Genomic DNA, 26,878 nt, shown 5'->3' with positions numbered 1-26,878 from the left:
CGCCGGAGCGAACCCTCGACGACCCCCGGGCGATCGAGCTGCGGGACCGGATCGGGCCCGCGGTGGCCCGCTTGGCGCGGGAGACCGATCTCGCCCGCGCCGCCGAGCGGCTGATCGAACTCGACTCGATGATCCGGAGCTACAACGACCGGTTGCTGCCCGGACAGCCGAGGCTGCTCAGGCCGCTCGGCGCGCGCTACCTCGGCGCACGGACCCTGGCGCATCTCGGTTCCCGGTTCAGCTGGGACACCAAGGTGCTGCTGGCCGCCCTCTACCGGGCCGCGCTCACTGTCAGGCCGGACGAGGACGCGGCCGCGCAGCTCGCCGGGTACGCGCGGTTCGTCCAGGAGGCCCGGGCCGCGGAAGGGACCGAAGGCAGGAAGTTCACCGAAGCGTTCAGCCCGAACCTGTTCGCGGCGATCGACCGGGCGAACCGGCCGGCGGCCGGGCCCGTCAGCCCGCGCCTGGCCGGGCTGTACTACCCGGATCAGCTGGAGTTCGACGCGGGCACGCCGAGCGCGCTCGTCCAGCGGTTCGAGAACCTGCCGGATGAGATCCACGAGCAGCTGCGGGCGCATCTCAGCGCCGACGGTGCCCGGCTTTCCTTCAGCGCAGGCGAAATCCGGTACGTGGGCGCCGCGAACAGGCGGGCGTTCGCTGCCCTGCGCCGGGGATTCGAGGCGCTCACCGCGGACGACAGTGAGCTGATCCCGGTGGGTACCGCGGAACGCGCGATCGACCAGGCCATCGCCAGGCTGCTCGGCCGCACCATCGGCCGCAAGCTCGATGAGACCCGTAGCGCAGGGCGGGCCACCACCCTGCGGGCCGGCGAAGAAATGCGCGAGTTCGCATCGGCGCTGGCGAGTTTGCCGTGGAGCGGCCTGGACTCCGGCGCCACGGCGGGCGCCGCCTTCGACCTCGTCGCGGGCGCCCACGTACTGAGCGCCGGGGACCCGAGCCGGTTCGCGGCGATCCTCGGCCTGGACAAGCCGGTGAACCCGGCTTCGGTCGAGGTGACACCGGAGGGCATCAAGGTCCGCATCGGTGGCGGGCAGCTCGCCGGTGCCGAGGTGCGCATTTTCGGCGGCACCCCGGTTCTTTCGGTCTCCGGCAGTCCGGACACCGAGCTCGTGCCGGGCGCGTCGGTGCCCGGTGTGGTGGTCGACGCGGACGGCACGATCGAGCTGGCCGACCTGGGGCCGGTGCTGCCCGGAACCCGGATCACGGTGGACGGCCCGGCGGTGTGGGTTCACGGCACGGACGGGGTGATCACCACGAGGGACGCCGGTGGTGCCGTGCGCGTCGAAACCGAGGACGGGCTGTTGCTGGCGCTCGACGAGAGTTTCGCGGTGAACGCCGACAGCCCGGTGGGCCTCCGGTCCGGGCAGGTGATCGCGGAAAGCGCGGCGGTGACAGCCGCGGTGACCGACGGGGTGCTCCGCGTTTCGGCGAAGCCGAACCGCACGGCCGACGGGGTGCCCGCGAGCGAGTTCGCCGGTGAGCTGTGGCGTTACCTGGACGACGGTCTCGGCAACCGGGCCCCCGACAGCCGGGCTTTCCCGGCCTGGCTGGAAAACCTGCCCACGGTGGTGAGCCCGCTGGCGGCCTTCGCCGATTGGCTGGACGCCCAGCTCGATCTGCCCGACTACCTGATCGAGTCGCTGGCGTCGAATGGTTTCGGCGACGTGGCCGCGCTCCGGGAACTGCACGGCCGCTGGACCGTGCTCGCGCGCTCCGCGAGCGAGGCCGACGGTGCAGTGCTCCTCGAAACGCTGCGCCAGATCCACGATCTGGGCGAGCGCACCGAGCAGATCCTCGACTGGTGGCGCGCGGCGCTCCGGGGGATGCCGGAGGCCGTCCGGTTCGCCGGTGAGGTGGCCTTCGACGCCGCGTTGTCGAACTGGGGTGCCATGACCGGCGCCCGCAACCCCTTCCACCCCGCGTACCTGTCCGGTGTCGCGTGGACGGCACGCAGTTCGTCGAGGGCGTTGCTCACGGTCGCGCTGGAGTCATACGGGGTACGCGAAGCCGCGGAACTGCTGCGCGAATACGAACCGGAGACCCGCACCGACGGCGACGGCGTGACGCTGGGCGACGTCCTCGGCCTGATCCTTCCCGGTCCGGTCATCGGGCTGGGCCCCGCGCTGATCGAGCGGCTTCGCGCGAGCGTCCCCGAGGCGGAGCTCCCGCAGACGGTCGGCACGCTCGAACGACTGCGCGGCGGTAACCCGCGGGCGGTACTGATGGCACTGTCGCAGCTGCGCGAACGCGATCTGCCCGCGCTCCGCGAAGCGGGCCACACGCCGTTGGTGCGGTCGGCTGTGCCGAAGGGCACGGCCGATCTGGAGGCGCAGGTCGAGCAGGTGCTGGCCGCGGCCGACCGGGCCGTGGTCGGGGAGGCGTACCAGCCGGCCCGGGTGTCCGCCGACGGGCTCGACGGATTCCTCGCCACACTTCCGGTGATCGAAGGCTCGGCGGACCTGCGGCTCGGCGAAACGACGAGCCCGGCCGAGCTGGCGATCCTGCGGGCGTTCGTCGCCGGGCAGCTGGGCTTCCCGGTGTCCGAAGTGGACTTCGAGGCCATCACCGACGGGTTCTCCGTGCTGCACAAGCCGAAGGACTCGGCGCCGTCCTTCGTTGCCATGATCCGGGTGCTGTCGCCGGCGGACGCGGTCTGGCGGATCTGGTCGGCCAACCGCTCGGAACTGCTCCGCGGCAGCGTGCCGGGGCCGGCGGTGCTCGGCGCCGGGCTGGCCCGGCCCGCCGGTGCCGAACCGGCGGTCGTGCTCGTGGAGCGGGCGCCGGTGGGCACCGATCTGGCGATGGCGGTCGCCAATTTCAGCAGCCGCCCCGAAGACGCCGCCGCGTTGCAGGAGAAGCTGACTGCGGCGGCCCGGATGCTGGTCGAACTGGGCGTGGTGCACGGGAGGCCGGCCAGGGCATCGGAGTGGCAGGCCGCGGCGGACGCCGCCGTCGCCCTGGGTGAACCCGGGCGGGCGCTGGCCATGGCGTTGGCGCGGCACGCCGAATGGGCCGGCCGGGAACGGTTCGACTCGGCGGTGCCGACGATCGGGCCCGACGCCAAGAGCATCGTCTTCAGCCACGACGGCACGGCGGCACTGGTCAGCCTGGACGGGCTGCGGCATTCGATCGACGTGTTCGGCAACCCGCTGGGGCAGTCCGGGATCCGCGACGCCTACAGCTACGCCGAGGCCATCGGTGACCTCTTCGAGCGACGAGAGAACATCGCGTCCCGTGCCGCGGAGTTCCGGCAGTTCTTCCTTGATGCCTACGAGGACGCGGTCCGGGCCAAGGAAAGCATCCCGGGCCATGGCCTGGCCGTCCGCGAAGCCGTCGACCGCCTCGCGAACGCCGTGGGGCTCGACGAGCCGCTTGCGCGGGTGGAGGCGTGGCGGGCCGTCGTCCGTGCCACCGCCGAACGGGTCGATCGCGTCGAGTACCAGTTGAAGGTGAACCAGGAGAAGGCCTGGGACGCGCACTGGGGCAACGAAGTCAACGCGGCGCGGATCGAACACGCACGCGCGACGCGGGCCCTGCGGGACGCCGAAGCCGCTGCTCGCGAGACGGCGCGGGCGCGTGCAGCGAGCCAACGCAGCGCGCCGGTGGACGTGTCGAAGCGGTGGGCCGGGCCGAGGCCGGCGCGCCGCAACCAGTCCGCGTTGCGGCTGTGGGAGGCCGTCACCGCGCAGGAAGACCTTTGGCTGCGGGCAAAGCAGGCCGCGGATGACGATCCGGTCATCGACGAGGTGTTGGCCGCGCTGTACGAAGCCGGCGCCGCGGTGCGCGACTACAGCGAGATCCTCCGGTCCGGTTTGGACTCAGCGGAGCAGGTCGCCCGGGCGGGGCAGGCGCTCGTCGCCGTCGACGCCGCCGCCGGTCGGTACACCGACTTGGTCCGGCGCACGCTCGAAGCGCACGACGAGCTGAACGATGTACTGCCGGGCACGCCGCAGCTGACGCGTCCGTTCGGCACCGAGTTCGCGAGAACCTTCGCCACGGAGGTCAGGAACGGCACCTTCACCGTGGACGTGCAGGCAGTCCTGGCGGGGCTGGCCGCGCGCACGTTGAGCACGGAGCAGCTCGCGGGATACGTGCAGGTGCTCTCGACGACGCCGGTCCGGTCCGAGGCAGTCGGGCAGTCGCTGCTTTCCTTGCTGGGTAGCGATTTCTTCGCCGAGTCACCGGGTCGCCGGTCCGCCGACGCGGCCAGGCTGCGTGCCTTCTATGGCGACCGGCTGGCACCGGACGCGAGCGACGAGCAGTTGCGCGCACTGGCCGCGCTGCCCGACGAGCGGCACCGGCAGATCGCCGCGCGGCTGGACGAAATGGACCCGCCCGCCGGTCCGGCCGCGGTGCTGCTCGGGCTGCACGAAGGGCACCCTGTTCGCGCGCCGCAGTCGGGTGCCGGACTGCTGCGCGTGCACGCGGTCAACGAGCGGTGGCGCGCCCTGCACACCCTGCTGCGGTCCCTGCCGGGCAGCACTGTTCCGGCCGATCCGGCGATCGCGCTGAGCCGGGCGCTGGAGGCACAGCTGCTCGACCGCGGCCTGCGGGAGTTCGTCGCCTTCCACACCGGGGAACCGGCGCAGGTCGCGGACACCCCGATCGGCCTGATCGTCTCGATCCGGAGCGGGCCGCACGCCGGCATGACGGTCATCGTGGACCAGCAGTCGAATCTGTTGATCAACCCGGGACCGGACGGGTTCGTCAGGGCGGAATCGGCCAGGCCGCTACCGGGGCTGACCGTTTCCGCTGGTGGCCGGTCGGTCGAGATCGCCGACTACGGCGACCGTCCGGGTACCGCGGTCACCGTGGACGAGAACACGGGCGCGGTCACCGTGCGGACCGGCAACGGCGCCCTCACCGCGCTCGAACCGGACGGCACGACAACCGTCCGGCCGGCTGCCGGCGCGCCGGTGATGCTCACTGTCGACGTGGACGGGCTGGTGCGGCCGAGCCTCGACTCGGACGCCGTGGTGACGCAGGACGCCGAAACCAGGAACGTCAATGCCGTGTCCGGCGACGTGTCGGTCCTGGTCGACGCCGGGGGCGATTTCGTCGTCAACGGGGTGGCCACGGGCAACACCTTCGGGCTGGACCTCGACGACATGGTGAGCTGGACCGGCGAGGTGCTCCGCGAGCTGACCCGCGCCGCTTACGCCCGGGACGATGTCCTGCCGCGCTGGCTCGACGAAAACGCCGTCACGGCCGAGACTCCCGAAGAGCTCGTGGCGGTGTTGCGGGCCGCGCACCATGCCGATCCCGGGAACGGCCCGTTGCGGTGGGCGTTCCTGGACAGTCAGCAGCACAACGACGACTGGCGGACGCGCGCGCTCCTGATCGCGGCGCTCACCGAAATGGATCCCGCGCGTGCCGCGGAGTGGCAGGACTTCGCCGACACCGTGACGGCCTACGAAGACGGCGTCTCCGTAGGCGACCTCGTGCGGCTCGCGTTGCCGGATCTGCAAAGCACGCTGCCCGCCCGGATCCGCGCCGGGCTGGGCGAAATCCCGCCCCCCGACGGCGTTGACAGCCTGGCGGCCGGCGATCTCACCGCGCTGGGCAAAGTGCGTTCCTATCTCGCCCGGCTGGTCCGGCTCGGCGTCGGCGTGCTGCGGCCGCCGCACGGGAACGTCGAGCTGGAAACCGCCCGTCCGCTGGCCAGGTTCGAAGCGGTGCAACAGATGCTGGACGGGCCGCGGGCTCGCGACCTGGTGCACGATGCACGCCTGCGTCACGCCGCGCGGCGGCGGGCCAGGGCCCAGGTCGAAGCCCGACGTGAAAACCTGCTCCGCGAGGTGGCCGCCATCGAGCGTGCGCGGACCGCGGCGCGGCGGAGCGAACCCGTCGCACTGACGAAGGCATGGCTCGGCGAGGAACCGTCGCCGGACAACGCGACTTCCTGGCAGCTCTGGCACGCGCTTTCGTCCATTGAGGACAGTTGGACGCGGGTGATCCAGGCCGCGGAGACCGAACCGGAACTGCGTGCCGCCGAGTTCGTGAAGACCCTGCTGGCCGAGGGCGGCCCGCTGCGGCAGCTCGGTGAGGCCGTGTGGCAGTACGGCCGGATGATCGCCGCCGGGCTCGAAACCGAGCAGGCCCTGCTGGCGGCCGCCGCGCAGCTGACCAGGATCAGCGCGGAAACCCGCGCCTTCAACGAGCTCGTGCGGGCCGGGCTCGATGAGCACGAGGCGCTGCTCGACCTGATCCCGGACCAGTTGGTGCAGCGCAAGGACCTGCCGGTCTGGCGGCTGTTGAACGACGACTCGCAGGGAGCGGAGCCGGTCCTGGCGTCGGCGACTCTCGCCGACGGCGCGGAATGGGGCTTGACCGCGGAAAATCCCTTGGCGCTGCGCAATCCGCACGCCCCGATGCTGCTGGACGTGCTGGGTGCCGCGCACGCGGCCGTGGCGCGGGTCGGCACCGATGGACAGAGCTTGGCCACCGGCGAAGGCCAGGCGATGCTCGTCGCATCCTTCCGGGCGTTGCAGGAGACCAAGGGCTACCGCGGCGCCGAACTCGATGATCAGCTTCGCGGATACGCGTGGATCACCCGCACGACGCCGCTGCTGGCGGGGAAGGCGGATGAACGCCTGCTCACCGTCCTTGGCACCGAGTTCTACCGGACCCTGGACCTTGCCCGCGAAACCGTGCCGGAGCCGCCCGACTTCGCGGCGGTGCGGGCGAAACTGCAGGCCATCTACGGCGATCGGATCGTGTTCGACGCGATGACCGGTGCGATGATCGCGGCGGCGCGGCGGCTCGCGGCGCAGCCGGACTGGCAGCACGCCCAGCTCGCGCGCAGGCTCGGCGCGACCGGAGGAACCATCACCCTCGGCGCTGGGCTCGTCAACTACCTCGGCGAGCGGGCGAAGCTGAACTTCGCGGCACTGCACGGTGATTTCCCCGGCTGGTTCGAAACCGTCGAAACCGTGGGGAGTTCCAGCGAGTTCTACGCCGGTTTCACGGTGGGCGCGTGGGACACCGCGGCCTTCACCGAGGACGGCAGCCCGGACGGGGGTGGTTACCGCCTGTCCGGCGACCGGACCGGCGTCGAAGACACGACGGCGGACACCGTCGGCACGCTGAACCACGAGCTGAGCCATCCGCTCGATCGCGCTCCGGCCACGCCGGGTCCGGACTTCGACCCGATCACCGACACCGACGGCCAGGCCCAGCAGGAGGACTGGCTGGACCTGCGGGACAAGTTGCTGGCCCTGCCAGGGCACCGCCTGACCGCCTACACCTCGAACCCGGACGAGCCGGGCGAAACCCGCGCCGAACTCGGCGGGCTGTTCCAGCTCGACATCGAAGAAGCACGCGGCGGCAGGCCGACCTGGCAGCACCTCGGCGAGGCGCTCGGCGTCGACCTGCCCGCGTTCCCGCCCGAGATCGAGATCGAGGGCCGGACCGTTCTGGTCAAGGCCACCGGTGGCGAGGCCGAGGGCGTCCAGCTCCGCTTCACGGCGGGGCGGGCGATCCTGCTCCGCGCCGGCGTCGAGGTGCCGCTGACCGCCGAAAGCGCCCCGGCCGGCGTACTGGTCGGGGACGGCGAGATCCGGCTGCTGGATCGTGGAGATGGACTGGATTCCGTCGACAGTCCGCTCGCCCGTGGCACGACGGTCCGGTTCGGCGCCGACGGCGCGGTGACCGTGGCGGTCGCCGACGGCACGGTCACCGAACTGGCCGCGGACGGCCACGTGCTGGTGACGAACGACGGCGAGAGCGTCGCCGAAATCGACGGCGACGGCACCATGTCGCTCCCGGACGAAGCGCCGGACCCGTTCGGCATCGCCGGGCCCGTCGTGGAGCGGGCCGGCGACGGGGACATCACCGCCACCGCGCCCGGCGGGCAGGTGGTCGTCAAGCTGAGCAACCTGGGCCGGATCCGAGTGCTCTCCCGGGCCAACAGCGACAGGCAGACCGCGTTGCAGGTCCTGGACGAGCTGATCGCGTACTTCAGCGAACGGTTCGGCCCGGAGCGGCCGCGCCAGGGCGCGGTGCGGCACTGGCTCGACGAGGCGGACGACCTGGCCGATTCGCTTCTGCCCTGGCGGCTACTTCGGCGCATGATGAAGTTCCTGCCCGCACTGGCGAAGAGTTCCGACGTATGGGCGCCGGTCATCGACACCATGCCCGCCCGCCTGCGGACGAAGTGGCGTCCGGCCATTTCCGGTGCGGAACAGGCGCGGGACGTGGCGACGCTCGTGCCGCACCTGCTGGCACTCGACGGCATGATGGCCGACACGAACCGGTTCCTCGAGGATTGGGCGGCACGGACCGCCGAGGCCGAACCGCAGTACCGGTTCACCGGCGAGGTGCTGCTGAGCGCCATGCACTGGGACTGGGCGCAGATCAACGTCCGCGGCGGTGCGCTGGGCCGGGATCTCCTCGACATCCAGCAGTTCGGCGGCGAGCTCGAAGCGCGGGCGCAGCTGGTCGCGGCGATCGTCAAGTACGGCGACGGTGGGCAGGCCGACGAGCCACGGCTGGCGGAGTTGATGAGCTTCGCCGAGGCGCTGGAACTTGGCCCGGACCAGATCGCGCAGGGCGTTTCCGTCGGCCACGTCCTGCGGCTGGTCGTGCCGGACCTGGCCGGCGAATCGCTCGTCGACCTCCTGCGGGCCAGGCTCGGCGCGGAACAGGGCCTTGCCGACCGGCTCGAAGAGGCCGCGCGCTCCGGTGAGCTGGAGGCGATCGCCGCCGCGCTGCGGGAAGTGCTGGCCTACGTGGCGATGCTGAACGTGGCCGGTACCGACGTGCTCGCACCGGAAAGTCCTTCGGACACCCGCGTGACCGGGCATCCCGCCGGCGACGACGCCCAGGGTGACCGCCCGGTCGCGATGCCGGCGTCCCAGGGCGGAAACTCGGGGCGGGGAAGCCGGCGGCGCACGGCAGGCCAGATCCACCAGGCCAGGATCCAGCAGGCCGAGCGGCGGCGCCTCGACGCGGAGGCCGCGGCCAGGCAGGCCGCGGAGAGGCGTGCGCGCGCGGCCGTCGACCGTGCCCGCGCGGCGGCACTGCGGAGCGAACCGGTGCACGCGCCCAAGGACTGGCTCGGCCCCGAGCCTGCGCAGGAAAACGCGGTCGCGGCAAGGCTTTGGCACGCAGTTTCGTCCATTGAGGACAGTTGGCTGCGAGCCGTGTCGGCGGCGGAGACCGAAGCGGAACTCAGCGCCGTCGAGGCCGCGCGGGCGTTGCTGGACGAGGACGGCTGGTTGCGGCGGCTCGGTGAATCCGTGCGGGAGTACGCCGAACTCGCCGCGGCGGGCATCGAGACCGAGCAGCAGGTGCTGGCCGCCGCGAAACTGCTGGTCCGGATCAGTGATCGGACCCGCCGGTTCAACGAGGCCGCGCGGAACCTGCTGAACGAGCACGATGTGCTGCTCGACCTGATCCCCGACCAGCTGGTCGAGCGGACTGAGGGGCCGGTTCCGGGCTCGGAAACCACGGAACCGAAACCGGCGGACGCGGTACTGGTCGCGGCCCGCCTCGCGGACGGCTCGGAGTGGAGCCTTACCGCGGACAACCCGTTGGCGCTGCGGAACCCGCACGCCCCGCTGCTCCTGGATGTGCTCGGTGCGCTGCACGCTTCCGTGGCACGGCTGGAAACCGGCGACGACGATCTGGCCACGGCGGAAAGCCGGGTGCTGCTCGTCGCGGCCTTCCAGGCACTGCACGAGGCAAGGGCCCGCGGCGGCCGCGGATATGAGGATGCCGTCGCCGGGTACGCGCGGATCGTGTCCACCGCCGCGGTGCACGACGGCAAGGTGGGCAAGAACCTGCTCACCGTGCTGCACCCGGAGTTCTTCCAGGCTCTGGCCATCGCGCGCGAATCGGTGGCGGAGCCGGCGGACTTCGCGCAGACGCGCGCGCGGCTGCGCGACATCTACGGCGACCGGATCGTGTTCGACGCGCCGACCTGGTCGATGATCCACGCGGCGCGACGGCTGTCCGCGCTCCCGGACTGGTACCACGCCCAGCAGGTCCGGAGGCTGAACGCGGCCGGCGGCACGATCACCCTCGGGACCGGGCCGGTGCGGTATCTCGGCGCGCGGCTGAACGCCAACTTCGCCGGAATTCACCTGGGATACCCGGAAACCGACCACAGTGTCGGTGACAGCGCGGCCGGCCTGACCTTCGAAAGCTCGGCGAGCGTCCTCGCGGGTTCGAACCCGACGGATGCGTTCACCGAGTCGGGCGAGCCGGACACCGGTGGCTATGTCCTGCTCGATGGCATCAATATCAGCGACACCACCGCGTACTCGGTACTGGTGCTGCACCACGAGCTGGGCCACACGCAGGACACCCGACCCGCCGATCCCCGGCGTGCCGGCGACCCGATCACCGGGTTCGGCAGGCAGTCCGAACGGCAGGACTGGAGGGAGATCCGCGACGCGGTGGCGGCCCTGCCCGCGCACCGGCTGGGCGGTTATTTCACCAGGTCGGACGCGCCCGAGGAGTTGTTCGCCCACCTGGCAGGCGCGTTCCAGCTCGACGTCGACGAAGGACGGCAACAGCCCGACGGCAGGCCCACCTGGGGGCACCTCGGCGAGCTGCTCGGCGTCGACGTGCCTGCCTTCCCGCCCGAGGTCTGGATCCAGGGCCGGGAAATCTTCGTCACCGCCACGGCCGGCGGAGCCGCCGGTGTGCGGCTGCGGTTCGCCGCCGGGCGGGTCACCTTCTTGTCCGGCGAGGACGAGGTGCCGCTCACCGCCGAGAACGCCCCGCCCGGGGTGCTGGTCGCGGACGGCGAGGTCCGGTTGCTGGATCGTGGCGATGGTCTGGATTCGGTCGACAGTCCGCTCACGCGTGGCACCACGGTCCGGTTCGGTGCCGATGGTGCGGTGACCGTGGAGGCCGCCGACGGCACCGTCACCGAACTGGCCGCGGACGGGCGCGTGCTGGTGAGCAACGAAGGGGAGCCGGTCACCGAAATCGGCGCCGACCGCACGATGCTGGTGCCGGACGAACCGTGGAGCGTGTTCGGCTTCACGGCGCCGAGCGTGCAACGGGACGAAAAGACCGGCCTGATGACCGCCAAGTCGCCAGGCGAACAGGTCGAGGTCACGCTCGACGAGCGAGGCCGGATTTCGGTCAACTCCCGGACCGGTGACGGTGGGCCGACCGCGTTCCAGGTCCTCGACCGGCTGGTTCGCTATTTCAGCGAACAGCTGGGCCCGGAAGGGCCGCGCCGTGGCGTCCTCGGGCAGTGGCTGGCCGCCGCGCAGGAAGCCGAGGAGATCTTCCTGCCATGGCGGTTCCTGCCGGAATCGCTGGCTTACCTCCCCGCGCTGGCCGATGATTCGCCGTTGCGCACCGCGATCGCGAACGGCGAACTGAACTTCGTGCAACTCCTGTGGCGCTCCAAGGTTCTGCAGGCGCAGTCCGGGAGTACCACCGCGGATCTGGTGCTGGACCTGATTTCGCTCGACAAGCTGGTCGCCCGCACGAACGAGGCACTCGGCGACTGGCGCGGGCTGATCGCGCGGGCCGATCCGCGGGAGCGGCTCAGCGCCGAGGTCCTGCTCGGCAAGGCGCACGACTCCTGGGCCAAGTTGAGCCGCTACGGCGGACCGCTGGGCGGGGAAATGTTCGACGTCCAGCAGTTCGGTGGTGACCACCGCGCCAGGGCGCAGCTCGTCGCGGCCATCGTCAAGCACGCGCACGGCGGCACAGCCGACGAAGCGCGCATCGCGGAGCTGGTCCGGTTCGCCGAGGCGATCGAACTGTCCGAAGGGCAGGCCACCGACGGCGTGTCCGTCGGGCACATCCTCCGGTTGGTCGTGCCGGGGCTGGCCGGTGAGTCGCTTGTGGACCGCCTCCGTGCCGGGCTTGCCGCGGAGCCGGATCTGGCCGAGCGGCTCGACACGGCGTCGCGGTCCGGCGACCTGGATCTGCTCGCCGAGGCATTGCGGGCGGTCCGGGAACGCGTGACGGCGCTGCATTTCGCCGGTACCGATGTGCTCGGGCCGGAAGACCCGTGGCAGACCCGGCCCGCGGCACCGGCGGCCGGTGCCCGGCGCAGTCGCGCGGAGATCCAGGAAGAAGTGATCCGGCGGGCCGAGCAACAGCAGGCTGCCGCCGAGGACGCGGCCCGCCACGTTGCGGCCAGGCGGGAACTGGCGGCGGTCGAGCGAGCGAGGGCGGCCGAGGCGCGCAGCGAGCCGGTCGACGTGCCGAAGGAATGGCTCGGCCCGAAGCCCTCGGCGGCGCACGAATCGGCTTGGCAGCTCTGGCATTCGCTTTCGTCCATTGAGGACACTTGGCTGCGGGTCGTCGAGGCCGCGGAGACCGGACCGGAGCTGGGGGCCGCCGAGTTCGCGCGGACGTTGCTGGCCGAAGACGGGCCGCTGCGGGTGGTGGGCGCGTCCGTGCGCGAATACGCCGAAGCCGTGGCCGCCGGTGTCGAGACCGAGGAGGGTTTGCAGCGGGCAGCGGCGATCCTGACCCGGATCAGCGCGGAGATCCGCGCGTTCAACGAGCAGGCCTTCGCCGGGCTGGACGAGCATGAAGTGCTGCTGGATCTGCTCCCCGGTCAGCTCGTCGAACGTACCGACGACGACCGCTTGGTCGGGGCCATCCTGGCGGATGGCACGCGATGGGCCGCGAACCGCGACAATCCCTTGCTGCTGCGCAACCCGGCGCAGCCCGTCCTGCTCGACCCGCTCGCCGCCGTCCACGCGGGCTCGGTCGTGCTGACGACCGACGACGCCGATCTCGCGGCTCCGGAGAGCGCGGTGTTCCTGGTCGCTTCCTTCCGTGCGCTGCAGGAAACCAGGGAGCTCACCGGTACCGAGGTCGACGAGCTGGTCGCCGGATACGCCAGGATCGTGCGGACCACCTCGCTGAGCTTCGCGATGACCGGCCGCAGCCTGCTCGACGCGCTGAACGTCGAGTTCTTCGAAACCTTGCGCCTGGCAAGGGAAACCGTGCCCTCGTCCGCCGGGTTCGAAGCCGACTGGGCGCGGCTGCGCGAGATCTACGGCGACCGGATCGTGTTCCACTCGCGCACCCTCCCGGTGATCCGGTACGCCAGCGAGCTGGCGGCGCTGCCGGACTGGCACCACGCGCGGACGGTGCGCCGGCTGAACGCCACCAACGGCACGATCGTCCTGGGCGCAGGGAATCCGTCGTACCTGGCGCACTGGGCGGGCAGGGTCTTCGACGGCCTGCACGGCGACCAGGAAGAGGCCTTCACGGAAGACACGGCGGGCTTCACCGTCGCCGGTCAGGATTCGATCGTGCTCGGCTCCGGGTCCGTGCAGGCGCTGACCGAGACGGGCACGCCCGACGTGGAGACCTTCGCCTTCGATCCGGAGCGGAACACCGTCCGGTACGGGGCGGACCCGGCCTTCCTGGTCACTTACCACGAGGTCGCCCATCCGCTCGACAAGTGGACGGCCCGGCCATCGGAGAGCCAGGACACCGGCCGCTTCGAGACGGTTGACCCGACGCAGTTCGCGTGGGCGCACTCCGACGGCGAGGCGTGGTTCGATCTGCGAGACCGGATCCTGGCGCTGCCGGGACACCGGCTCACCGGTTACCTCATGGACCGGCGAGCGCCGGGGGAAACCTTCGCCGGCTTTGCCGGTGCGTTCCTTGCCGATGTGGTCGCCGCCGGTACGCAGGCACCGACCTGGGACAACCTCGCCCAACTGCTCGGCATCGAGGTGCCGGAGGCGCCGCCCGAGGTCGCGGTCGACGGCCGGGCGGTCATCGTCTCGGTGCGGGACGGCGAGGCCGCCGGCATCCGGCTGAGGTTCGTTGACGGGCAGGTGCGGTTGCTCCATGGCGAGAGCCACCGGGTGCTCGGGCCGGGCGAACCGGTGCCGGGGGTGCTGGTCGGCGACGGCGAGGTCCGGCTGCGTGACCGGCGCGGGTTCGGCAGTCCGGCGACGGGCGGCACCGTCATCCGGTTCGACGGCCGGGGCGCCGTGACGGTCGAAGCGGTGGACGGTGTCGTGACCGAACTCCGGGCCGACGGATCGGTCCGGGTGAGCGACGAAGAAGGGACGATCGGCGAGGTCGACCCGGACGGGATCGTGCACCCACCGGTCGTGCCGGTGGACATCTTCGGCTTCTCGCGGATGTCGCTGTCCCAGGACGAGCAGACAGGTGTGGTCACCGCGAACTCCGCGAACGGCCGGGTCGTCATCACCGTCGACGCCGGCGGCCGGATCGTGGTGCGCACGCCGGCCGGCGAGTCCAGGGACACAGCGGCACAATTGCTCGGGGATCTGGTGGCCTTCTTCGGCCGCACCCTCGGGCCGGAGCACGCCCGTCGCGGGGTGGTGGCGCAATGGGTGCACAAGGCGACGCTGCTCGGAGAGGAGCAGACGCCGTGGGAGCTGCTGCAGGGCGCCCTCGAATACTCCGCGGTACTGGGCCCGGATTCGGCTGTCGGGCAAGGTTTCGACGCCGAGGCCGCGGAGGCGTTCGCGGCCGAATGGGAGACGGTCACCGAGGCGGCGGACGTCGCGGACACCGCCATCGCATTGCTGCCCGAACTGCTGGAGCTGGACCGGATCGTCGCGCGGGTCGACGACTTCCTGGCCGAGTTCGGCGCCCTGATCGACAATGTGCCTGCCGGTGAGCGGCTCACCGCGCGGAACCGGCTGGCTTCGGCGGATGAAGTCTGGGCCGACGTCAACGCCGATGGTGGCCCGCTCGGGCCGCACCTGCTCGACCGGCAGCAGTTCGGTGGCGACTACCGCGCACACGCTCAGCTGGCCGCGGCGATCGTCAAGTACGGCGAGGCGGACGAGTCGCGGTACGAGGAACTGATCCGGTTCGCCGAAGCGCTGGAGACCGATCCCGAGGAACTGGCGCGGGACGGCGTTTCCGTGGGACACATCCTGCGGCTGGTCGTGCCGGGGCTGGCTGGTGAGTCGCTTGTGGACCGGCTGCGCGCCGAATTCACGGCACCGGAACAGGAACTCGTCGATCAGCTGGAAGCGGCGGCGCGGTCGGGCGAGCTGGACGCGATCGCGGCGGCACTGCACGCGGTCCGGGAACACCTGGCGGAGCTGAACGAAGCCGGTATCGATGTGCTCGCGCCGGACAACCCCTGGGGCGTCGAGACGGAAGCCCCGGCCGAAGGCACGCCGCGCGCGAAGCGGGACTGGGTCTCGCCCGCCGAGCGTGCGCGCGCGCGGGAAAACCCCCAGCCCGAGCCGGAAAACGGCTTCCTCCGGGAGGTTGCGAACCGCGTCACCGCGGCGGAGGCGAGGCTGCGCGCGGCAGAGCCGGAGGACGTGCCCGCCGCGGTCGAAGAGGTCAACCGGGCGCGTGTCGCGTACGCGGAAGCCGTGCGCAATGCCGAAGTCACGCAGGCCGACGCGGCCGCGGCGGCCGCGGAGACGTCGGAAGCGTTGCGGGCGAGGCTCATCAGCAGCCTCAGCGCCGGGTGGGACGTGAAGCGGACGCGGATCGACCAGCTCGCCGGGAACGAACCCGAGAATCACCGCAGCACCGCCTGGCACGCCTGGCATGCGGCACAGAGCCTCGAGGTGACCTGGCTGCGCACCCTGCACGCCTTGCGGGTCACCAAGGTATCCGGCCGGCCGGTGGCTTTCGCGGAACAGCGACTGGCGCAGCTGCGCGCGCTGATGCCCACCGTGCGTGCTTACGTGGCCGCGCTCGAAGAGCATGACGCCATGGGCGCGGCGCGTGAGCTGAACGCCGTGCGAAACGCGATCCTCGAGTACAACGCGGCCGTGCGCGAAGGCCAGGAACAGTTCGGTGAAGTACTCGAGCGCTCGCTCCCGGATCAGCCGGTGGAGCGGACGACCCCGGCGGGCGGCACCCAGCCGGTCGTGCGCCTCGCCGACGACAGTCGTGTCGTCCCCGAGTACGGGCACTCGCTGGCGTTGCGCAACCCCGAGGGCCCGTTGTTCCACGACCCCTTCGGCCCCAGCTACGCCGGGCTGGTGCCGGTTCAACGGGACGAAACGTTCTTCCCGACGGAGACCACCTCGATGCTGATCGCGATCTACCGCGCGATCGGGGAACGCACCGGCGCCACGGCACGGGAAGTCGAGCAGTACGCCGAGTTCGTGCAGAACACGCGGGCGTTCCCCGGGTACGGCACGATGCTGGAACTGCTCGGCGACGACCTGTTCAGCGCGCTCGCCCGGCCGGCGGGCGAGGAGCCCGCGGAACTGGCTCGCCAGTTGCGCGAGATCTACGGCGACGTGGTGGCGATCGACGGAGACAACGCGGACATCCGCTTCCACGCCGAGGTCCTCAAGGCGTTGCCGGAATGGTTGCAGGCGAGGATCGCCGAGCATCTGGCGCTCACCGGCGGCAGGCTGATCATCGGTTCCGGTGGGGTGAGCCTGCTCGGGGACGAGGTCGCGGACCGCTTCGCCGCGCTGCACGCCGGCTTCGAACATCTGCGCGGGCTACCGTTGGCAGGCCTGGCGATCCAGGCCGACGACGGCCCGGTGCTCGACGGCGAAACGGTGCGCGGCCGGACCGACGACGTCGTGGCCGTGCTCGCCGGTTCGCTGGGCCGGCTGCTGGACGAGCTGGCCGGTGACCTCGAAGGGCACCCCGACTGGTCGCGGATCGAAGATCTGCTGCACCAGCTCCCCGGCGCACGGCGGCCGCCCGATCCGGCGGAGCTGGTGCGCACGATGCTCGCCGCGTGGGTGCTGGAGCTGGCCGGCGACGGTGGCGCCGCGCTGGCCGATCTGCTCGACGCCGGAACCCCGGCGTTCCCGCCGCGGGTCGAGGTGCGCGGCACCGCGGTCGAAGTGTCCGCAATGGACGGTGCGGCGACCGGGATCACCGTCCGGGTGCACGAGGACCGCACGATCACACTGCTCGCCGGCGGTACGGAATTCGCGGTGACCGACGAGGTTCCTGGTGCCGACGTCCGCGCCGACGGGCACACCGTGGTGCTCGCGGATCACGGCGCGGAGGGCACCACGGTGCGCGTCGTGGACGACCGGGTCGTGGTCCGCACGAGCGACGGCCGGAGCATCGAGGTCTCCGCGACCGGTCAGGTCGCGATCCGGACCGAATCCGGCGAGCTGACCACCGCCGAGGCGGACGGCACCGTGCATCCGGTGCTGGGCTCGCGCGGCGACTTCGGATCGGTGTGGCCACTGCTCACGATCGGCACCGGCCAGACGATGGTCGCGTCGCCCGACGGAGCCGCACAGGTGCTCGTCGAACCGGGCCGGGTGCTGAGCACCGGGCGCGGAAACCGCACCGAGGAAGGGCTTTCCGGGGCGGACGTGCAGGAGCGGCTGCGCGCGTTCTTCGCCGGGGTCCTCCTGCCGTTGCCCGCCGGCCCTGCCGCCGTGGCCGACTGGCATCGGCGCGCCGGACGCACGCGGCACCCGCTCGCGCGGTTGCTGTCGTGGCTGGCGAGGCCGGAAGTCCGCGACCGGGCCTGGGGTTACCTGCCACGCGAAGGCGTGGAACAGGCGCACAGTCTTTGGGTCGGCCTGCTCGGCCGCCTGGATGGGACCGCGAACGTCGTCGAAGTCGCGGACAACCTGTTGAGCGCACACGCCTACGCGACGTTCGTGGATCGTTTCCTGCGCACCTGGAACGTGGTGGCCACGCGGCACGAGAGCGCCGCCTCGTTCGCCACCGCGGTCGAGTGGCGGACGGCGCTGCGCGAATCCCGGTGGTGGTTGATCCGCGGCAGCCACGATCCGATCGCGGCCGCCGTCGCCGATCCCGAACTGGTCGCGCGGCTGCAGGCGGACGCGGTTGCCGCGATTCGTGCGGGTGACTTCGAGAAGCAGGACGCGATCGCCGCGCAGCTGGCACAGCTGCTGGCGGCGGCGACACCGGCCCAGACGCCGCGGCCGGTTCCCGCGGCGCCCGTCGATGCGGACGATCTGCCGCTGATCACCGGGATCGACGACAGTGATCCCGACCTGGCGGCGAGGCTGCTGGTCGATGCGCTGGGCCGGTTCGCGTCCGTGCGGCTCGGGCTCGCGCCCGGTGAAGCGGTTGCGGTCCGGGCCGACGGCGGCTACCGCCTCCAGCGCCGCGGCGGTGCGCCGATCGCTTTCCTGCGGCTGCACGATTCGCTTGACGAGCTGCGCCGCTGGCTGTCTATTGTGGACTCCGATACCGGGCTCCCGACCCCGGAGGTGCAAGCCGCCGCGCTGGTGCGCACCGCTGGGGAACTGCGGGCAGTTTCGGTGGAATCTTTACGGGAGAACAGCTTCGCCGAGCATGCGGCCAGGGTCGCCGCCGCCGAGGGCGACGAGTGGATCAACCGGGTGGCCGAGCTGCGCGAGTTCGTCGCCGCGACGGCCGCCGCGCTGGCCGAGCGGAACTTCGCGCAGTACGACCAGCGGACCCTCGAAGGTCTGTACGCCGCGGAGTCGCTGCGCGAAAGCCACCCCGGGCTGGCAGCGCTGCTGGACGACTGGGCTTCGCAGGTACGCAGCGATCTCACCGGTGCCCCGGCGGGCCGCGACCTGTTCCGCACCTCGGACGGGCGGGTACTGATCGGCGGCCCGCCGGTCGGCGACTTCGCCGAGATGATCACCAGCACGCTCGCCGCACACCAGCTCGACGCGTTGTCCGGCGGGCTGCTGAACCATTTCCGGCAGTCCTATGTGGACTCCTTGCGGGCGCTTGCGCCGGAGGCCGGCGAGCGGGCCGGGTTGCGGGAACGGCTCGCCGGGCCGGTCACCGGCGCCACCGTGGCGGAGCGGGTCCGGCAGGCGTTCGGCAAGCTGCCGGTGCCGCCGGCGCTGACTCGCCTGGAGGATGCCACCGACCCGGGTGAACTGCGGGCGGCGTGGGATCAGTTGCAGGCGGAGGTACGGCTGTTCCTGGAAACCGGCCAGGACGCGCTTCCCGAAGGCCGTTTCGACGAGAACACCTTGCTGTTCAACGACATCCCGGCGCCGGTGCGCTTGCTGCGCGAGCAGGCGGCGGGGCTGCGCGAGGCGGTGGCCGGAGCGGACCGGGCGGCCGCGCTCGGCTGGACGGTCGACCGGTTCGACGAGCTGCTCGCCGACCTGGAAGCAACCCTGCGGGACTTCCCGGCCACAGCCTCGCACGCGGTACACGGCACGTATGTGGTCAACCTGCTGCATGACCTGGTGGGCACGGTCAACGAGCTGGCGCTGCGCCGCGCCGTCCCGCTCGACGGGCGCCCGCGGGCGGTGCCGTTGCTGGTGGCAGGGCAGTCGCCGCAAGGCCTGTTGAGCCCGGAGGTGCTGCGGCGCATCCCGGTCGGCGACGATCCGGCTTCGGCCGCGTTCGGCTACTTCGTGTTCCGGCACTTCCAGCCCTCCGCGTCGTTCGAGCGGTTCCGCACGCTGGCTGCCGGGAGCGAATCGCTGTGGGAGGTCATCGGCGAGCAGACCTATTTCGAGGTCAGCCTGCGTGACGTCTACGACCGCCGGAAGGCACTCGGCGTGCTCGGGCACCTTGCCGAGACGGCGGGCACCCGCGTCGTGCCGGACGAAGACGCGCTCGCCGAAACCATCGGCTGGCAGCTCGACACGCCGGCCGAGGCGCTGGGCGGGCGCTGGGAAGCGCTTTCCGCGGCCGACCAGGCGTGGGTCCGCCGGTTCATCGACAACCAGGGCGAGCTGAGCCGGTACCTCGCCTATGTCGGGCTGTGGGGCGGCGAACCGCCGATGCGCGACGCCGGCTACGACGAGATCATCGCCGAGATCAACCGGATCGCCGACGAGAACCCGCTCGACGAGCCGATGGTGTTCGCGCACGGGACGGCACTGTCCGAAGTGGCCTGGCTCGGTCCGCTGACCGAGTGGCTGAGCGGCGATCAGCTGACCACGCTCGCGAGCGGTTATCTCGCACAGGGCAGCGTGCTGACGGCGCCGATCGTCGGACTGGCCAGCTGGGAAGCCGCGTATGCCAAGCAGTCGGCGCACAGCGCGCAGCAGACGTTGATCACCCGGGTCCGGACCCGCCGTGCCCTGCCGACGCCCTTCGCGGGGCAGGTGCTGGTGCTGCCCGAACCCGCGTTCGTTGTGCGCACCGCCCACGCCGTCCGGCTGACCGGCCGCTCGATCGTGATCGCCGATGTGGTCGCCGAAAGCGCCACGCCGACGGAGATAACGGCCGGGCAGCTCGTTGAACAGTGGCGCACCGCGCCGTTGCCGGAACTCATGAACGGCGTACTTTCCTTGCGGGAACAGGGATATCAGGCGCCGTTGCCGATCTCGCTGCGCGACGCGCTGGCCGACGGGCAGCCGGAGACGCTGGTCCGGGCGCTCAACCTGCAGTTCGCCGGGCTGAACTTCGGCGGCATGACCGTGCACTCCAAGGCGGACGTGTTCGAGCCGACCGGCGGTGAGTTCACCGTGCGGTATCAGGACGAAGACGCGGGCTGGATGGACCTGACCTTCCTGCTCGAGCCCGACGGGTCGCTGGTGCTGCGAATCGACGACATCCAGCTGGACCGGACGAAGACTGGGTTCGCGAGAGCCTTCTTCGGCTACCTCGAACAGTGGGCCCGCGAGTCGGGCGCCGCCGGGGTGCTGGTGAGCGCCGCCTGGGACGGGCTGAAGGCATGGCCGCGCCTCGGTTACGACTTCGCCCCGAGCCAGGGCGGTCGTGCGCACCGCGCGCGGCTCAGGACGCTGCTGCAAGCACTGACCCAGGATTCGGCGGAGACACCGGAACGGCGGGCGGAAGCCGAGCGACTGCTGGCGCTGGGTGAGCACGTCACGGCACCCGAACTGGCGCGCAGCGAGGTCGGTCTCGACCTGCTCGGCCGGGTCAGCGGGCTGAGTCTCTACAAGCCGCTGGACGACCGCACTGAAGCGGAACAGCCCGAGATCGTGCGCACCTTCGGCGACCCGCAGCTGTCGTTCGCCGAGATCAGGCGTGCCGTGTGGGCCGGGGTGCGGCTCGTCCGGATTCCGGCCGAACAGCTGGCGCGCCGCGTCGACGCGGTACCGCCGGTGCCGGATGTGCGTGCGCAACTGCGGAATGCCTTGCCGGACAACGGGTTGCATGCGTTCCTGCTGGCGCCGGTCAACCTCGCGGACCCGGAGCTGGCAATGGTGCTCGAAGCCGTGGCCGACGAGTCGGCCGGGTTGCCCGAGGTACCCCCGACGATCGCCAAGGCGGCGGAGCTGTTCGACTACGATCCGGCCGAGTTCAGCGCGCTGCTGGCGGAAGCCGGGATCACCGAACCGACCGAGCGCGACCGTTGGGCAGTGCTGAACCTGGCCGGGGAACTGGCCGTCATGCACAACCTTTTCCAGCCGTGGCAACGCCGTCAGATCCTCGAGTACGACCTGGGCTGGTTCCTGGACGGCCTGCGGTACCGGCCGGCGCGGCTGAGCCCGCTGGCGCAGCAGCCGCGGATCCCCGGGCACGACCAGCTCGACCGGCTCACCAGGGCGGTGCTCGAACGGGCCGGCGCCGGTGACGCGATGTGGGACCGGGTGCGAGTCGCCATCGATCAGTACGGCGCGTCCTACGGTCTCTGGCTGGCCGCTTCGCTCGCCGGTGCGGCCGGCACGCACGGCCGGGTCGGCGAGTTCACCGAGCCCGGCACGATCACCGCCGCGCAGCAACGGTTCCTCGACGAGCACGGCCTCCGTCCACAGTGGATCGGTGCCGGGCCGGACTCGTTCGACCGCGCGCTGTCCGCGTTTTCCGCCCGGGAAAGCCCCGCCATCACCATCGTCGACGCCGATGGCACGACCACGCACCTCGGCCCGGACGGCGACGGGATCGTCCTCCTCAAGCAGGGCGACCACTACCTGCCGGCGTTGCGCACGGACACGGCTCCCGCCGGGAACACCACGCGGCAGGGCCTGCGCGACCGCATCGAAGACGCGGTCGACGACGGGACCGCCGTCGCACTGGATTACCGGGAGCTGCTCGGCGACAACCGGGTGCTGGCGTTCGTCGGTGACCCGGGCAGCAAGGCCTTGCACTGGTATCTCACCGCATCGGTCGAGCAGCTGCGGCGCGCCGGGATCACCCACATCGCGGTGGACGGGCCGGATTCACTTGTGGAGGACCTGACGGCTGCCGGTTTCACCGTGGTGCCCGCCGATCCCGACTACCTCGAAGCGGTGCTGGCCGAATCGGACTCGGCACGGATCGCCGTGCCGGCCGGTTCGGCGGACGACCTTCCCTTCGGCGATCCGGTGACCGTCCAGTTCGCCCGTGCCACCCCGGAAGGGGCCGTGTTCGCCAACGTGCTTCAAGTCCAGCAATGGACCTACCAGGATGTCGCGTTGCCCGCGTCCGTGCTGTTCGGCGATGGCGCGACGGGCTGGGTGGTGCAGCCGGACGCGACCACGCCGGACTTCCCGCCGCCGACCACCTGGTCCTTCACCGGCGATGCGCGTCGCCGCGCGGAAGGTCCGCTGGACTGGAACGCCGGTGTGGCCGCGATAACCGGGGCGCTGCACGAGATCGCCGCGGACCCGCCTGCCTCAGTGTCGCGTTTGGACATTGTCGGCCGGGACGGGTTCGGCCGGGTGGTGGTGAAGGTGGCGTTCGCCTTCGGGTTCGAGACCGAGGTGCACTTCACCCCGTCCGTGCCTGCGCGGATCGAGTTTTCCGCGATGTCGCGTCGCCTGACCGGAGTCGGCCGGTCGACGACCCCGGCCCGGGTCTCGATGGACACCCGCGCCGGCTCCGTGCGGGAGCGCGTGCTGGAAGCGCTGGGTACGGTCGAGGCCCGCTACGCGCCGGTCGACCCGCACTTCGTGATCACGCGCCTGGACGCGGCGGCGAAGGAGCGCATCGAGGCGATGGCCTGGGACGCGGCGGGCGAAATCGCCGATGCGGCGAGCCAGACCGGGCTGCGCACCAACCGGGACGAGGTCCGGCGGCGGCTGCACGAACTGCTCGACGGAGCGTTCGAGCTGAGCGAAGACGGCGTCCGGGCGGCCATGCCCGTGCGCACCGACCTGCTGCACTACCTCGGCGCGCCCGGAGTGTTCGACTGGAGCAGCGGGCGGCTCGGGCTCGCTGTCGGCGAAGAGTTGAACGTGGTCGTCGCCACGGCGCTGAAGGAGGTCGTCACCTCCCTGCGGCCTTCGCCGTTGAACGCCGTGCGCGAGGGCGAAGACCTGATCCAGTTCATGCTCGGCCGCGAGATCGCCGACCACAAGGCCGTGCTGGCGTGGCTGCGCACGATGCCGCCGGAGCTGCTGTCCGAGGAGCTGGCCGAGGTCGCAGGCTGGTCCGACGAGGAGCTGGCCGGGGTGCTGGTGCACCGGTATCTGACCGCGCCCGAGCACGCGAACGCATACGTCTCCTCGATGGAGCGCGGCAGTGAGCCGGTCGAGCCGAGCCTCGGCCGGGACGAGCTGGCGGCGCTGCGGAACGCGCTCGCCCGAGTGCCGGGTGTGGCGGCGGCGCGGGTGGACCGAGGCGATGCGGAAACCGGCGCGGACGCGCACCTGACCCTCGACGACGGGACCGAGCACGACATCTACATCGAAGGCCGGGCCTTCGGCGTCGCCGGTTCCTACCGGGTGTCCCTCGGGGACACGGTCGACACCGAATCCAGCGAACACGGTCTGGCCGGGATCGCCGCCGCCGTCGACCGGTTGCTGACGAACCTGGCCGTGCGCGACGCCGTCGCGGCGCTGGCGCCGGAGGCGACCCGGGTGGGCGTCACCCACCTCGGCTCTTACGGCCGGCTGATCGTGGATCTTCAACTGGGCACCGAGCGGGTGCTGCTGGACTTGCAACGCCCGGGAACGCCGCGGCCCGTGAGCGTGCCCGAAGGGATCTTCTACCGCTACGACGCGCTCGACGGCACGCGAACCGAAGTGGCACAACGGATTTCGGCCATCGCCGAACAGGTTCTGGCCACCCGCCCGGAGTTCGGAGCCGGCCGTGCCGCGCCGGCCCAGCTGCCGCCGTCGGCACCCGAAGCCGCGGCCGAGCCGACGGTCCACGTCGCACCGGATCCGGCGGGCGAGTGGATCGGGGAAGCGGAAGCCGCCTTGCGCGCGTTGCCATTGCTGGACGGCGCGAGCATCGATGTCCGACCCGTCCGGGGCGCGCTGCAGCTGCGGATCGGCATGGCCGGCGGCGTGCAATACACGATCTTCGTCCGCACCGAACCCACGGCCGGGGATCCGATCTCGTCCATGACCGGGATGTCCGGCCCGGTGGGAGTCGTCGAGATCCCCTTCAGCGACGGCACGCGGTATTCGGTCGAGGAGACCGGGCCGGGAGTACGGCATTACGTCGCGCATCGGACGCTGGTGGACGTCTTCACCGACGAAGAGCGGGTCGAGGCGGTGATCGGCGGCGTCCGGGAACTGGTGGCGCCGCACGTCCCGCAACCCCAGGCACAACCGTCGCGCAAGCTGTCGTCGCTGCCGGCTGACGCGGCGGCTTGGGCCCGCGCCGCCGAGGCGGAGATCATGGCGTTGCCGGGCCTGGCAGGCGGCAGCTTCGAGCTCACCGAGGTGCCGGGCGCGCTGCGCGTCCACCTCGAGACGGCCGACGGCGAGCACCACACGGTTTTCGTACGGGCACAGGAAACCGAGGACGACCCGGATTCGGCGACGAAGCTGTTGATCGGTGCGGGCACCGCGGAGTTCGCGCTGTCCGATGGCGTGTTCTCGGTGACGCAGGGGGAATCCGGGCCGTGGCACTACGTCGGCTACCGGACGCTGGTCGCCGGATTCACCGACAACGAGCGTGCGGAGTTCGTCGTCGGTGTGGTCGAGGGCCTGGTCGAACCCATGGCGGGTGTCCCCGCGACGTCGGAGCCCTGGGTTCGCGACGCGGAGACCGCGCTGCGGGAGTTGCCGAACCTGTCCGGTGCGACGGTCGCGATCGCCGAGGTTCCGGGCGCGTTGCGGGTGCACGTCGAGACGGCCGACGGCGAGCACTACACGGTGTTCTTCCGCGACCGCCCGACCGACGACGACCCGGATTCGGACACGTTGCTGTTGATCGGTGCGGGCACCGCGGAGTTCGCGCTGTCCGACGGTGTGTTCTCGGTGTCGCAGGACGAATCCGGCCCGTGGCACTACGTCGGCTACCGGACGATGCGCGCGGATTTCAGCGACGCCGGGCGGATCGCGTTCGTGGCCGGGGTGATCGGCGCGCTGGTCGAGCCGGTCGAGCGCACGGCGGAGGAGGAAACCCCGGCCCCGCAAGCACAATCGCCGCAGTCGGAAGCACAGCCGGTCGTCTCCGGCAGGTGGATCGCGGAGACGGAGACGGCGTTGCGCGCGTTGCCGGCGCTCGCCGATGCGACGGTGGAGCTCACCCCCGAGCCATCGGCTCTGCGAGTGCACATCACGACGTCGGCCGGTACCGAGCACACGATCTTCGTCCGCTTGGCCCCGGCCCGTGAGGGCGATCCCGCGTCGCAGGCGCTGATCGTCGGGCCGGGCGCCACCGAACTGTCGTTCGGCGACGTCTCGTACACGGTCTCGCACGACACCCCCGGCACTGACCACTTCGTGATCTACCGGCGGTTGACCGCCCGTACCACCGAGGCCCGGCGTCCCGCCGTCGTCGCCCGGATGGTCCAGCAAGCACTGGAGCTGGGCGATCCCATCGCGGAGCCGTGGATCGCCGACAGCGTCGCCGCGGTGCGGGCGCGGCTGGCGATGTTCGACGCGACCGTGGTGGCGCGGATGGACCGCCAGGGCAACGTCTGGCTGGAGATCGACGACGAGGGCCAGACCGGGCCGTACCGGCTTTCCCTGCTCACCAGGCGCAGGCGCCGGCCCGAACTGCGCACCGAGCACCGCAGCTGGGCCTCGCCACACCGGGTGGGCCGGTTCTTCGAGGCGACGGTGTCCGAGTCGGACGAGCTCGCCCCGCTGCTCGTCGCCGAACAGGCCCTCGCCATCACCGCGACCAGGCTCGGCGTGCACAACCTGCGCCGCGCCGCCGCGCAACGGCCCGACCGCCCGGTCGAAATCGGGGAGCCGTCGCGCGGGCAACTCGAGTCGCTGATCCGCGGCCTGCGCCCGGATTCCCGGCCGATCGTGCACTCCAGCAACGGGGACGTCTGGATCTTCCTCACCGACGGCCACGGCGAGCAGTTCCGGCTCTACCTCAACCGGCAGGAAGGCATCGACGTACCGAGCGCGCAGCTGCTGGGCACGCCGGGTACGCACCGGCTGCGGATCCCGGCGGAAGCACACCTGGATCTGCCGACCGTCGCCGCCTTCGCCGAGCAGGTGCTCGCGTACCGGGATCTGCTCGGCGGGCCCCTCCCGCAGGGCAACCCCGTGCCGGTCCGGCTGCCACTGACCGAGGACGCCTTCCACACCGCGCTCATCACCGAGCTGTACTCACGGTTCGCCAAGATCCCGGTTTCGCTGGTCCCGCACCTGCCGCGCCTCGGCAGCCGGGAGCCCGGCACCGTGCGCCTGGAGATGCACGGCCCCAACGGCGACGAGTTCCGGATCCTGCTCCGGGACAGCGACTACGAGTGGCCCGTCTACGGCGAACTCCGCGAGGGGAACCGGCCGCCTTCGCACGCCGCCTTCGGTGAGCACGAGGACACGTACCAGGTGCTCAGCGGGTTCGCCGGGCTCGATCCCAGGGTCGCGGCCCGGATCGCCGCGGACAAGATCGCGCTGGTCGCGGCCGAACGGCTGGACTTCGTGGAACCGGAGCCGAATGGCGAGCTGCTGTCCACGCAGGTGCTGGCCACTGCTGCCACCACCGCCGCCGAACTGCTCCAGCCGTGGATGACCCGGGTCGAGCCCGTCACCGACCGGGAGAACCACACCGCGCAGATCTCCTACCGGGACGCCGAAGGCCGCTCGGCCCGGTTGCGCATCATCGACCGGGCCGACGTCGGCAGCCCGCGTGTGCCGCGACTCGTGCTGAGCCGGTCCGAAGAGCGGAGCTTCCGGCTGGAACTGCCGGCCGGGCTGTC

The 26,878-nt window shown here is 71.5% G+C and carries 1 protein-coding gene (only partly in view); it reads left to right on the top strand.

Positions 1-26,878: part of a hypothetical protein coding region (locus VHD82_RS28015; protein WP_325710455.1), annotated on the top strand (this coding region is incomplete at both ends). Its footprint runs off both ends of the window (16,298 nt to the left, 15,949 nt to the right); the window shows 26,878 of its 59,125 annotated nt.

Source organism: Amycolatopsis sp., from assembly GCF_035546795.1.
Taxonomy (GTDB): Bacteria; Actinomycetota; Actinomycetes; order Mycobacteriales; family Pseudonocardiaceae; genus Amycolatopsis_E.
This window is presented reverse-complemented; position numbering and strand designations above follow the sequence as displayed.